Origin of the sequence: Flavobacterium sp., from assembly GCF_039916025.1 — a bacterium.
Classification (GTDB): Bacteria; Bacteroidota; Bacteroidia; order Flavobacteriales; family Flavobacteriaceae; genus Flavobacterium.
This window is the reverse complement of the sequence record NZ_JBDSMB010000089.1, coordinates 1-13,158: the sequence shown is the minus strand read 5'-3', so window position 1 is coordinate 13,158 and position 13,158 is coordinate 1. Positions and strand designations below refer to the sequence as shown.

9 protein-coding genes and 1 pseudogene are annotated in these 13,158 nt (G+C 35.3%); 5 read left to right on the top strand and 5 right to left on the bottom strand.

The window, feature by feature from the left end:
* The 5 genes and pseudogenes from ABIQ27_RS06035 to panC all read right to left on the bottom strand — a co-directional run.
* A pseudogene (locus ABIQ27_RS06035) lies at nt 1-277 on the bottom strand (DNA repair protein RadA); the annotation flags it as partial.
* A complete protein-coding gene (locus ABIQ27_RS06030) occupies nt 277-1,548 on the bottom strand; it encodes an alpha/beta hydrolase-fold protein (protein ID WP_348032879.1) in 1,272 nt (423 codons plus the stop codon). The gene ABIQ27_RS06030 and the pseudogene ABIQ27_RS06035, both read right to left, overlap by 1 nt.
* A gap of 57 nt (nt 1,549-1,605) precedes the next feature.
* Nucleotides 1,606-2,571: a lysylphosphatidylglycerol synthase transmembrane domain-containing protein gene (locus ABIQ27_RS06025; RefSeq protein WP_348032878.1), complete on the bottom strand. Its 966-nt coding sequence runs from the start codon at nt 2,569-2,571 to the stop codon at nt 1,606-1,608.
* A gap of 6 nt (nt 2,572-2,577) precedes the next feature.
* On the bottom strand, nt 2,578-2,928 hold the full coding sequence (gene panD / locus ABIQ27_RS06020) for an aspartate 1-decarboxylase (RefSeq protein ID WP_348032877.1): 351 nt from the start codon (nt 2,926-2,928) through the stop codon (nt 2,578-2,580).
* Nucleotides 2,929-2,942: 14 nt separating this feature from the next.
* Nucleotides 2,943-3,791 carry a pantoate--beta-alanine ligase gene (panC, locus tag ABIQ27_RS06015; protein ID WP_348032876.1) on the bottom strand — a complete coding sequence of 283 codons (849 nt, stop codon included), beginning with the start codon at nt 3,789-3,791 and terminating at the stop codon, nt 2,943-2,945.
* Nucleotides 3,792-3,897: 106 nt separating this feature from the next.
* On the opposite strand from panC, the gene ABIQ27_RS06010 reads away from it, so the two are divergent.
* From ABIQ27_RS06010 to ABIQ27_RS05990, 5 genes are all read left to right on the top strand, one after another.
* A complete protein-coding gene (locus tag ABIQ27_RS06010) occupies nt 3,898-4,704 on the top strand; it encodes a glycogen/starch synthase (RefSeq protein WP_348032875.1) in 807 nt (268 codons plus the stop codon).
* Between the two features lie 17 nt (nt 4,705-4,721).
* Nucleotides 4,722-6,536, top strand: coding sequence for a DUF4270 domain-containing protein (locus ABIQ27_RS06005; protein ID WP_348032874.1), 1,815 nt, complete (start codon nt 4,722-4,724; stop codon nt 6,534-6,536).
* Between the two features lie 11 nt (nt 6,537-6,547).
* Nucleotides 6,548-8,398 carry a glutamine--fructose-6-phosphate transaminase (isomerizing) gene (gene glmS / locus ABIQ27_RS06000; protein WP_348032873.1) on the top strand — a complete coding sequence of 617 codons (1,851 nt, stop codon included), beginning with the start codon at nt 6,548-6,550 and terminating at the stop codon, nt 8,396-8,398.
* Between the two features lie 280 nt (nt 8,399-8,678).
* Entirely contained in the window at nt 8,679-11,480 is a 2,802-nt protein-coding gene (locus ABIQ27_RS05995) for a TonB-dependent receptor (protein WP_348032872.1), read from the top strand.
* Nucleotides 11,481-11,510: 30 nt separating this feature from the next.
* Nucleotides 11,511-12,950, top strand: coding sequence for a G-D-S-L family lipolytic protein (locus ABIQ27_RS05990; RefSeq protein ID WP_348032871.1), 1,440 nt, complete (start codon nt 11,511-11,513; stop codon nt 12,948-12,950).
* Nucleotides 12,951-13,158: the final 208 nt, after the last annotated feature.

Here is a 13,158-nt window from a genome sequence, read left to right as displayed (position 1 = left end):
ATGAGCCTGGAACAATTCCGCCACCAAGCACACGATTTAATTCGCCGTCAGTCGTGTTCATTCGAACTTCCTGCGTGGAATCGATTTCCTTTATTCGGAGTGGTTTTGAAACTCTTTTAGAATCGGTACTTGAAGGTTTCCAACTGGTTTTTTCTTCCTTTTGAATAATCTCTTCGGCAATGGTATTCCATTCTTTGCACGAATTGCATTGGCCTTGCCATTTGGCATATTGAGCTCCGCAATTTTGACAAAAAAAAGTAGTTTTTACTTTAGACATTATTCCTTTTTTTTCTCTTCTGTTGGAGTTTCAGTTGGTGGAGTATCTGTTGGAGCTGCTTCAACTGGTGCATCTGTTGGAGTTTCTTCAATAACAGGTTCGGTTTTTCCGTTCTTCCCTTTTTTAGGCAACGATTTCTTTAATTCGTCTGCTCTTTCAATCATCATGTCTTTGGTCAAATCACCTATTTCTTCGCGTTGAAAAGCGGTCATATAGGATTTAACAGCTTTTGCATTCTCACCTGTTTTTTCATACATCTGACCCATTTCATAATCAGCAAGCATTGATTTTGGATAATTCTTTTTGGCCAATTGTGCCAATTTATCAAACTCGTTGTAGGCTTTGTTTTTGAGAATTGCTGCTTCTATCGCTTTAAAATCATTCAAACGAATAGGTAATTTTAGCGCAAAAGACTTTTCAATCACATCGTATTTTTGTGATAGATAATCAACATATCCAGAAGGAAGCACTGCAATTTTTTCATTGAATTCTGTAGTTGAAATTGGCTGGTAAACAGAAAATATCTGATACAAAGCACTTGGAATAGAATTCAAAACCAGCGAATAATGTGATGCTCCTTTGAAATCGTCAAACCTGTAATTGAGTGTTGGTTTGTTTATTTTTTTGGCTACTTCGTCCAAGGCTAAAATCCGGTTTCGCATTTTTTTCACATCGCCATCGCCGGAAGAATGATAGTAAAAAATAGGTTTTTGAATGGCTGCTAATCTATCCGGGATTTGCTCTTCCATTCCTGGTGGAAGTTCAGGGCTCATAGAAATATAGGCGTCAAAAGTTGGAATGTCTTTGTATAAATAACAATTCAAAAAAGCTGCAGTGGTATCTAATCCTGCAATCATTTTAAACGGCGCTGTTCGGTATTTTTTTTCAATATAAGGCAACAATTCCAAACCGATGAATTCAAAGAATTGTTCTCCTTTTTCTGTTGGTAAACCAGTAGTTTCGTCAATGGCACAATCGGCTTCGCGTTCGTTATTTTTATTTTGTGTAATCCCAACGATAATAACTTCAGGCAAATCGTCCCAATAATTGCCATAACTCAAAGCACCCTGAAAAGCATCAAAAAGGAAATCGCCGTCGAGCAATACTAAAACCGGATATTTTTGGTTTGGATGTCTTTCGTAGGAAGCTGGTAAACCAATAGAGATTTCACGACTTTCATTTAGTCTTTTAGACTGAATGGAATCGATTACTTTTTGAGAAAAAACAGCATTGGAACAAATGAAAAATAAAAGCAGGATATTTCTTTTCATGACGTGGGATTTGTTTAAAATAGAACTTCTGTTAAATTGACTAGCAATATAACAAAATTATCTATTTCTATTTAAAACAGGAAGCAAAACATAGGAAATCAATCCGAGAAGAACTGCTAAAATTGTTTGTGATGTCCATACCAGCCATCCAAAAGCGGTTCCAACATCTTTCGTAATTCCGTAAAGAGAAAAAATCAAAGCAATGGAAAAAGGATAAGCGCCTAATCCACCGTTCGAAAAGCCTACTGCCAGACTTCCAAAAATGAAGCCCATAATCACGATGTCGAAACTAATTCCTGCGGTTTCGGGCAGAGCAAAAATGGCTACATAAAACATGGCCAGATAGGAAAACCATATAAAAAACGAATGAAAAAGATACTTCCATTTGTCTTTCATTTTGTAGACTGTCGTAATTCCTTCAATCAATCCGGATAATTTTTTCTTTAGTTTTAAGATGATTTCCCATTCGGCATAAATCCAAATCAGAATAAAAACAAAGAACAATACCAAACCAACGCATCCAGTAATAATCAAAGATTGCAACGATACGTTTTGGCTCAAAAGGAATTGATAAATTTGATCAAACTGAGACACAAATCCGATAAAAACAAAAAGGAAAAAGATAAGTAAATCGACTATTCTTTCGGCAACTATGGTTCCAAAAGCCTTGTCAAAAGGGATATTTTCATATTTTTTTAATAAAGCCGCACGTGTAATTTCTCCTGAACGAGGAACGGTTAAGTTAACCAAATAAGCAACACAAACGGTTAAAAAATTATTAGAAAACTTAGTATGATAACCTAAATGATTTAGCGAGTATTTCCAGCGATAGGCTCTTGACCAATATCCAATGCAGGCAATCATTAGCGACAGTAAAATATAATAATAATTTGCTTTTTCAAAGCTGACTTTTATCTTCGCAATTTCCTCAGAAGTCAACGTGGTAAATTGATAGTATATAATTCCTATTCCTATCAAAAGAGGAATCAGAACTGTCAACCATTTACCGATTTGTTTTTTCAAGAGATTTTAGGTCAGGGAATTATTAGTTTCGTTTGGGAAAACCAACCACGGCTTGAAGTTTTTTGCTTCTTCAAAATCCATTAAAGCATAAGACATGATGATGATAATATCGCCTTTGTGAACTTTTCTGGCTGCCGGACCATTTAGTGTAATATCACCAGAATTTTTCGTGCCTTTGATAACATAAGTGTCAAAACGTTCTCCGTTATTGACGTTTACGATAGAAACTTTTTCACCTTCAATCAGATTTGCTGCTTCCATTAAGGCTTCGTCAATAGTGATACTGCCAATATAATTTAAATCGGCGCCGGTAACTTTTACCCTGTGAATCTTAGATTTTACTACTTCAATTTGCATGGCGCAAAAGTAAATTAATTTAATGAAATCGTATCAATCAATCTGATTTTGTTAACAAAAACTGCGATGAAAGCGCGATATTTTTTGACAGAGCTTTTTCTGATGCAGGGCAATAAGGTTGCTTCGTCTGCAATTTGGAAATATTCTAATTCAAAGCGCTCATGTTTCCCGAATGTTTTTGCAACATATTCGGTTACTTCTTTTGCTGATTTTGTGTTGAATAGTTTTTTTGCCTGAGATATTGTTTTATAGATAATCGCTGCTTCTTTTCGCTCAGCATCTGATAATCTTTCGTTGCGTGAACTCATCGCTAAACCATTGGATTCTCTAAAAATTGGGCAACCAATTACGTTGACTGGTAGTTTTGTTTTCTCCACCATTTTTTTGACAATCTGCAATTGCTGAAAATCCTTTTCTCCAAAGTAGGCATTGGCAGGTTTTACAATTTCGAATAATCGTTTTACGATAGTCCCAACTCCGTCAAAATGCCCAGGACGAAACTTGCCTTCCATCTGATTTTCCAAACCGTCAAAATTGAAATGCTGCGAAACAGTTTTGCCTTCATAAATATCATCAACGCTTGGCGCGAAGACAATAATATCATCAGAAACAGTTTTTATTTTTTCGATGTCTTTGTCTAATGTTTTGGGATATTTTGCCAAATCCTCGGCGTTGTTGAATTGTGTCGGATTGACAAAAATGCTCACTACAACCAAAGAATTATGTTGAAGTGCTTCTGCTAATAGTGAAAGATGTCCTTCGTGAAGCGCACCCATTGTGGGCACAAAACCAATAGACGTTTCTTTGTTTGAAACAGAATTAAGATGAGAGACTAATTCATTTTGAGTGTTAAAAAGGAGCATTGGCTTTCAGTAAATGAGTTGCAAACTTACCATTTTCATAAATAACTGCATAAATTTTTGTACTTTTGCCTGTTTTTTATTGCCAATAAATAAAGTAGATTATATTATGGAAGATAAGAGGATATTGTATGTATCATCTGAAGTGGTGCCGTATTTGGCTGAAAATGAGGTTTCTTTACTGTCGTATGATGTTCCCAAAATGATAAATGATCAAGGCGGACAGATTAGAATTTTTATGCCGAGATATGGCAATATTAATGAAAGAAGGCATCAATTACACGAGGTAATTCGCTTGTCGGGAATGAATTTAGTGGTTAACGATTTGGATATGCCTTTAATAATTAAAGTGGCATCTATCCCAAAAGAAAGAATTCAGGTTTATTTTATAGATAATGATGAATATTTCAAGAGAAAAGCGACTTTTAGTGATGAAGATGGCGTTATGTATCCTGATAATGACGAAAGAGCAATTTTCTTTGCCAAAGGAGTTGTAGAAACCGTTAAGAAATTAAACTGGGTTCCGGATATTATACATGTTCATGGCTGGATGGCGAGTTTATTGCCTATTTATATGAAACATTATTATAAAGATGAAGCTTTGTTTTCGGAAACAAAGATTGTGACTTCAGTATATAGTCAGTCTTTTGACGGTACTTTAGATACCGAAATGATAAACAAGATAAAGTTTGATGGAGTTCCTCAGGATGCTATTCAGGAATTAGAAATACCTAATTATGAAAACCTTATAAAAGCAGCTGTTAAACACTCGGATGGCGTTATTATTGCCTCTGAAAATGTGTCTTCAAGTTTAACAAAATTTATAGAATCTTCGGGAAAACCTTTTTTACCTTTCGCCCCGAAAGATAAATTTGCAGAAGCATATACAAACTTTTATAAAAGTATGCTTTCTTAAAAAAACAGATAATTTTTATGTACAAAAAAACATTTTTACGCCCAATTTTAATTGTTGGATTGATAACTGTAATTTTCGCTTCCTGCGATAAGGATTTTAATGAAATAGGAACCGATATTGTGGGCGATGACCATTACGGTTTTGAAAAATATACCGATGCAACAATAAAAGCATATAATCAAAAATTAGGGCCAATTTCCTCAAAAAATTTACCAATAAATGCACTTGGATTTTACTCGAATCCGGCTTTTGGAGATACAGAAGCTAACTTCGTAACACAATTAGAACTTTCATCTACAAATCCTGTATTTAACAATACCTATAGCGAACTTTATGTGGAGCTTCCTGTTATTGATAGTGTGATTATGGATGTTCCATATTATAAAACATTAAAAACAGAGAATTCGGATAACACGAAAGATTATGAGTTAGATTCAATTTTTGGAGCTGATGTTGGTAGTGCCAATTCAAAATTTAAGTTGAGTGTTTACCAATCTAATTATTATTTGAGAGATTTAGATCCTGATCAGTCTTTGGCTGAAACACAATTGTTTTATACAGATCAAAATAGCCTGATTGATGCTAATAAAATTCCGGTTTTGTTAAACAATGCGCCTCTAACTAATCCACCTACGGGTCAAGAAGGGACACATAATGATGATGGACGCGAAAACGAGCATTTTTATTTTGATAAAAAAGAGCATGCACTAACAACCTATGAATCGGATGGGATTACCAAAATAGTACCAAGCCCAAGATCTGTACCTTCAATGCGATTGCATTTAAGAACGGATGTTTTTTATGATAAAATATTAAACGCTCCAAGTGGTCAATTAGCTAATGACGCTGTTTTTAAAAATTATTTCAGAGGAATCTATTTTAAAGTTGAAAATGGGACTCCGGGTAATATGGCTATGATTAATTTCAAAGCCGGAAAAATTACGATTTACTATAAAGAAGATAAAATCACCCCTGATGATTTAACTACTCCACTCCCTGCAAACGAATATAAACTAGAAAGATTAAGTAAAACATTCGTGTTAAATTTTACTGGAAACACGATTAGCCTTTTACAAAACTCTAATGAAAACACCAATTATTTAACTGCAGCTAATAGTTCAGAAGAAGCGTCGAGACTTTACTTAAAAGGAGGCCAGGGAGCAATGGCTGTTATTGATTTGTTTGGTTCAACGGATGTCAAAGGTTATATTCTTAATCCTGCATACAATGAAGATCTTCCGATTAGCGCTACCAATCCTAAATATACGTTGGTAAATACTCCAAATGGAATTTCAGATGAGATAGACGATATTAAATTTAATGGCTGGTTAATCAATGAAGCGAATCTAACTTTTTATGTTGATAAGCCAGCAATGACAGATGCTTTTCCGGCAACAAATTTACCTGTTGAACCTAATCGTATTTTCTTATATGATTTGACAAATAAGCAAGTCTTGGTCGATTATACTTATGATGGCACAAGCAATGGAACTTTTCCAAAACTGAGTAAGTCTATATTTGACGGAATTGTTCAAACCGAAAACCTAGGTGATGGAAAAGGGAAAAGAGCGAAAAAGTATAAAATAAGAATAACGAACTATGTTAGAAATTTGGTTAAAAATGATTCTACGAATGTTCGTTTGGGATTATCAGTTACCGAAAACATCAATAGTGTTGGGCTTTCTAAACTAAGAACTCCAAACAGTAACTTGAGCAGCGCGCCAACAATGTCGGTGTTAAGCCCATTGGGAACTATTTTATACGGAACAAGTCCTGTTGTTCCGAATGATAAAAAATTGAAACTAGAAATTTATTATACAAAACCTAATTAATATTTAATGTTATGTGTGGAATTGTTGGTTATATCGGATTTAGAGAAGCATACCCAATTGTAATAAAAGGGCTAAAAAGATTAGAGTATAGAGGTTATGATAGTGCCGGAATCATGTTATGTGATGGCAAAGAAATTAAAATCTCAAAAACCAAAGGAAAAGTTTCTGACCTTGAAGAAAAGTCTAAGGTGATTGCTTCATCTAAAGCAACTATCGGAATGGGACATACCCGTTGGGCAACTCATGGTGTCCCAAATGACATCAATTCGCATCCGCACGTTTCCAATTCAGGGAACATAGTAATTATTCACAATGGAATCATTGAAAATTATGAGCCGTTAAAAAAGGAATTGCTAAAAAGAGGTTACACTTTTACTTCGGATACAGATACTGAAGTTTTAGTAAACCTGATAGAAGACGTTAAAAAGAAAGAAAATATTAAACTTGGAAAAGCAGTTCAAATAGCCTTAAACCAAGTTGTCGGAGCTTACGCTATCTGTGTTTTTGACAGAGAAAATCCAGATGAAATTATCGTTGCAAGATTGGGAAGCCCAATAGCAATCGGTGTTGGAGAAAAAGAATTTTTCATTGCATCAGATGCATCTCCTTTTATTGAATATACTTCTAATGCTATTTATCTGGAAGATGAAGAAATGGCAATTGTCAGACTTCATAAACCGATGAAAATCAGAAAAATTAAAGATGATTCTTTAGTTGATCCTTACATTCAGGAACTTCAAATGAACTTGGAACAAATTGAAAAAGGCGGTTATGATCACTTCATGTTGAAAGAAATCTATGAGCAGCCAAATGCGATTAAGGATACTTACAGAGGAAGGCTTTTGGCAAATCAAGGGATTATTCAAATGGCAGGTTTAGAAGACAACTTAGAAAAGTTTCTTCATGCCGAAAGAATTATGATTGTAGCCTGCGGAACTTCCTGGCACGCCGGATTAGTAGCAGAATATGTTATTGAAGAGTTTGCAAGAATACCTGTTGAGGTTGAATATGCTTCGGAATTTAGATATAGAAATCCGATAATCAACAAAAATGATGTTGTTATTGCGATATCGCAATCTGGAGAAACAGCTGATACTTTGGCCGCAATTAAGTTAGCCAAAGAAAAAGGCGCTTTTGTTTTTGGAGTCTGCAACGTTGTTGGTTCTTCCATTTCAAGAGAAACTAATGCTGGCGCTTACACGCATGCCGGACCGGAAATCGGAGTAGCATCAACCAAAGCATTCACAACACAAATTACAGTATTGACAATGATAGCTTTGCGTTTGGCAAAAGCAAAAGGCACACTTTCAAATTCAGATTTCCACCGTTATTTACAGGAACTGGAAGTTATTCCTGAAAAAGTAGCTGAAGCACTTGCTTCAACTAATGAAAAAGCCAAAGAAATAGCAATCAAATTTAAAGATGCAACCAACTGCTTATACCTTGGAAGAGGTTATAATTTCCCGGTAGCATTGGAAGGTGCTTTGAAACTAAAAGAGATATCATACATCCACGCCGAAGGTTATCCAGCAGCTGAAATGAAACACGGACCAATTGCTTTAATTGATGAGCAAATGCCTGTAATTGTAATCGCTCCAAAACAAGGTCACTATGACAAAGTAGTTAGTAATATTCAGGAAATTAAATCAAGAAGCGGAAAAATCATTGCCGTTGTTACTAAAGGTGACACGCAGGTAAAAGGATTAGCCGATCACGTTATTGAAATCCCTGAAACTTCGGATGCATTGTCACCGTTAATCACTACAATTCCTTTACAGTTATTATCTTATCATATTGCTGTGTTGAGAGGTTGTAATGTAGATCAACCAAGAAACCTGGCAAAATCGGTTACGGTAGAATAAGTTATCAACAGAAAATATATAAAAAGCGAGACATTGTCCCGCTTTTTTTTTGCTCAAAATTTTATGATTAATTTAATGAAAGTTTCATTTTGTATGTACGCATAGTATTTTATTTATCAATAATGCCAAATCGTTAATAAAAACTTAAAAAAGCAATAAAAATGAGTCTGCTGATAAAGAAACTTTAAATTAAATTATTAATAAAAATACCCTATGTTTTTTGAAGATGTAAAATAAATATTTGTACTTTGGCGTCATAAACCAACAAAAATATAACCAAATGAAGATTTATTTATTTATCGTTTCATTGTTTTTTTGCGGCATAACCTTCGCGCAAACTTCAATATCGGGTTCGGTAAAAGACAGTAACAACCAACCAGTTCCTGGAGCTAATGTTAAAGTAGCTGGTGAAAGTACTGGAACTGTGACCGACAGTGATGGAAATTTTAATTTAACAACCACAAAAAAGCCTCCTTTTGACCTCGAAATATCGAGTGTAGGTTACGGAGCAAAAAAGGTTAGCGTTACATCAACCAATCAAAATGTTAGTGTAGCACTAAATGATGAAGAAAATAAATTAGATGAAATCGTTGTCTCTGCATCGAGAACACCTGAAAGAGTTTTAGAATCTCCGGTGACTGTCGAAAGAATGACTCAGAAAGACATCAAAAACACAACTGCAGCGACATATTATGACGGTCTGGAAAACTTAAAAGAAGTACACTTCAACACGAGTAGTTTGTCTTTCAAATCTATTAATACAAGAGGATTTGCAACAGTTGCCAACACACGTTTTTTACAATTAGTTGACGGAATGGATAATTCATCTCCGGCCTTAAACTTTGTGCTGGGAAATTTAGTTGGCCTTTCTGAATTAGATGTTGCCAATGTAGAGCTTCTTCCTGGAGCATCTTCTGCATTGTATGGAGCGAATGCTTTCAACGGAATTATGTTTATGAATAGCAAAAGCCCGTTTACAAATCAAGGGTTGAGCTTCTATTTCAAATACGGTCAAACAACACAAAAAGTTGCGGGAACAAATGATTATTGGGATTTTGGGATTAGAGCAGCACACGCTTTTGACAAACATTTTGCAGCAAAAGCCAATTTCACATTCTTAAAAGGTACCGAGTGGATTGCTGATGACAGAAGAGATTTAACAGTTAACAATTTAGGTTCAGATCCAAATCCAAATTATGATGGGTTAAATTTATATGGAGACGAAGTGTCAACCAATATCAAAAGTGTTGGGGTAAGTTTAGCTGCTGTAGGATTGATTCCAGCATCTGCAGTTAACTTATTGCCAAATTACAATGTAGCCAGAACAGGTTATGCAGAAAAAGATTTGAATGACAATACAGTAAAAAGTGTTAAGGCAGATTTCTCTTTACACTTCAAACCATGGGCTGATGATAATGAAATTATTTTCCAGCATAAATTAGGTTTAGGAAATACCGTTTATCAGGGAGCAAATAGATATTCTTTGAAGAATTTCTTCATCAATCAAACAAGACTTGAGTTTAAAGGAAAGAACTATTTTGTTAGAGGATATATGACTGACGAAAATGCCGGAGACTCCTATGACATGCGTTTTGCAGCATGGAATGTAAACCGTGCATGGAAATCAGACCAAACATGGTTTGGAACATATGCTGGAGCATACATACAGTCTACTTTAGGTGGTGCTACGCCTGCACAAGCTCACGCTATAGCTAGATCAACTGCAGATACAGGAAGATTTTTACCAGGCTCGCCAGAGTTTGCAAGTGCATTAGCTACTGTTTCAGCTGATCCGGATTTAGTTACGGGTTCTAAATTTAAAGACGCATCCAAATTATATCATGCAGAAGGGAACTACAACTTCAGAAAGTTAATCAAAAACTCTGAAATTCAGATAGGTGGTTCTTTCAGAGAATATGAATTGAATTCAGGAGGAACAATCTTTACAGATTTTGATGGACCAATTAGATATGATGAATATGGAGGTTACTTACAGCTTCAGACAAAATTAGCCGATCGATTGAAGTTTACAGGTTCTGCGCGTTATGACAAATCTGAACTTTTTGATGGTTTTGTTTCTCCAAGACTTTCATTGGTGTATTCAGCTGGAGATAAAAAGCAACATAATTTCAGAGCATCTTATCAAACCGGTTTTAGAAATCCAACGACACAGGATTTATACATTGGTTTGAATTTAGGGCCATTTGCTTTGATTGGTTCCGCAGCAGACAACTTAACAAGATTTGTAGAAACACTTCCTGTGAGTGCAGCCGGCCAAATAGTCAATGGCGGTGAAGCACTTGCCACAATGTCTGGAGTTGATGCCTATACTAATTCTTATACATTAACCTCTTTTCAGACATTTGCTGCAACAGGAAATCCTGCAGCTTTAGAAGTTGCCGACATTGATTTGGTAAAACCAGAAAAAGTTCAGGCGTTTGATGTTGGTTATCGTTCGGTTATTAATAATGACTTAACAGTTGATATTAGCGGATATTATAATATTTACAATGACTTCTTAAATCAATCCAGAGTTGTTTCTCCTTTTTATGGAGTTGTTGGTACTGATTCTTCAAATACGGCAGTGCAACAAACATATGCGGCTCTTATAAATGGTGACAGAAGAGTTTATCAGATTTACAACAATTCTAAAGCCGAAGTTACTTCATTAGGATTCGGAATTGGATTATCTAAAAAAGTGTACAAAGATTTTGAACTTAGTGCCAATTATAACTATGCTGAGTATACATTTGATCAAGCTGAAGACCCAAGTTTCATTCCGAGTTTTAATACTCCAAAACATAGAGTTAAAGCATCTTTGGGTAACCAAAAATTGTTTAAAAACTTTGGATTCAACACAAACGTAAGATGGAATACAGAATATTTATGGCAAGCTTCTTTTGCTGACGGTATGGTTCCTGAAAACGTGGTTTTTGATGCGCAAATCAATTATGCTATTCCAAAATTGAAATCAGTTTTAAAAGTTGGTGCTAATAATTTATTCGGAGAAGACTATATTCAAGTAATCGGAGCTGGAGCTATTGGACAACAATACTACGCTTCTATAACAATTAATCCATAATAATCAATAACAATATATAATTTAAAAGTTATGATAAAAAATTTCAAATGGCTATTATTGGTTTCGTTAACCTTTGTAGCATGTAATAGTGACGATGATGCAGTTATTGATCCAAATTCAACTGACGGTTCACCTTTAACAGCTGGTTCAGCAGATTTTTCTAAATATGTTTCTTTAGGAGATTCATATGCTGCGGGTTATTCAGACAATGCATTATTTATTGCAGGTCAGCAAAATTCATATCCAAGTATTTTATCAACACAGTTTGCTTTAGTTGGTGGTGGTGAATTCGCTATTCCGTTTATGAATGATAATATTGGTGGTTTTTCCTTGGGCGGAGCTCAGATTCCTCAATATGGTCCAAGATTGTATTTAGCGCCAGGAAACATTCCAACTCCGGTAGCAGGTGTTTCTTCAACAGATATTGCAGCACATTTAACCGGACCATTCAACAATTTTGGTATTCCCGGAGCCAATGTTACGCACTTAGATTTTCCTGGCTATGGAAGTTCTGCCGGAAATCCTTATTTCGCTAGATTTGCATCTTCTCCGGCAGCTACTGTAGTTGATGATGCGCTTGCCAACAATCCGACTTTCTTTTCTTTGTGGATTGGAGGAAATGATGTGTTGAGTTATGCAACCTCTGGAGGTCTAAGCACTAATCCAATTACGTCACCGGCAGCTTTTGACGCTACATACAATAGTTTAATTACTAAATTAACTGCAGGCGGTAGAAAAGGTGTTGTTGCTAATATACCATATGTAAGTGCTTTGCCTTATTTCACCACAGTTCCTTACAATCCGGTTCCTTTAAGTAGCGCAGTTGCTGCTCAGTTAAATGCTGGTTTTGCAGCGTATAATAATGGTTTGTTGTTTGCTCAGGCAAACGGATTGTTAACTCCAGCTGAAGTCGCTCAAAGAACAATATCGTTCTCTGCATCAACTTCAAACAGCGTAGTTATAGTTGACGAATATTTAACCAATTTAACAGGCTTTGGAATTCCATCTTACCGCCAGGCAACTAGCGAAGATTTAATTGTTTTGCCTGCAAGAGGATTTATTGGAACAACTGTAGGAGGAAATCCGGCACAGGTTAATGGAGTTTCTGTTCCATTGGCTGACAATTGGGTTTTATCTAAAAGAGAAATCGATGAAGTTAAAATTGCAACAGATGCTTACAATACGACTATTCAGAATGCTGTGACTGCAAATCCAGATCAATTAGCTTTTGTAGATGCTAAAGCAGTTATGAGTGTATTGAGCACTATTGGCCTGGTTCAAAGCGGATATACAATGACTTCAACTTATGTTACCGGAAATACTTTCTCACTTGATGGAGTTCATCCAAGTGCCAGAGGCTACGCCTTGATTGCTAATAAGTTTTTAGAAGCAATTAATGCAAAGTATGGCTCAAACTTTAAAGGAGTAAATTTAGGTCAATACCAAATATTATTTCCTCAGGTATTATAAAAAAGATATTTTACAACATTTCAAAACATCCCTATTTATAGGGATGTTTTTTGTTTATAGCAGGGAAGAAAAAAATCTTCCTTTTTTTATAAAATAATTATTGATTATTCGATTTATAAAAATTATCTTTGCGCTCTGAAAAAAGAATGTTTTATTCAAACCTAAATAGCTATTTAATAAATACATAAACAATGTCAAAAGCAATAGG

Excerpts from the sequence above, each read along its gene's own strand:
- ABIQ27_RS05990 (WP_348032871.1), top strand. The coding sequence starts at position 11,511 with ATGATAAAAAATTTCAAATGGCTATTATTGGTTTCGTTAACCTTTGTA.
- ABIQ27_RS05995 (WP_348032872.1), top strand. The coding sequence starts at position 8,679 with ATGAAGATTTATTTATTTATCGTTTCATTGTTTTTTTGCGGCATAACC.
- panC (WP_348032876.1), bottom strand. The coding sequence starts at position 3,791 with ATGCTCCTTTTTAACACTCAAAATGAATTAGTCTCTCATCTTAATTCT.
- ABIQ27_RS06010 (WP_348032875.1), top strand. The coding sequence starts at position 3,898 with ATGGAAGATAAGAGGATATTGTATGTATCATCTGAAGTGGTGCCGTAT.
- ABIQ27_RS06005 (WP_348032874.1), top strand. The coding sequence starts at position 4,722 with ATGTACAAAAAAACATTTTTACGCCCAATTTTAATTGTTGGATTGATA.
- glmS (WP_348032873.1), top strand. The coding sequence starts at position 6,548 with ATGTGTGGAATTGTTGGTTATATCGGATTTAGAGAAGCATACCCAATT.
- ABIQ27_RS06030 (WP_348032879.1), bottom strand. The coding sequence starts at position 1,548 with ATGAAAAGAAATATCCTGCTTTTATTTTTCATTTGTTCCAATGCTGTT.
- panD (WP_348032877.1), bottom strand. The coding sequence starts at position 2,928 with ATGCAAATTGAAGTAGTAAAATCTAAGATTCACAGGGTAAAAGTTACC.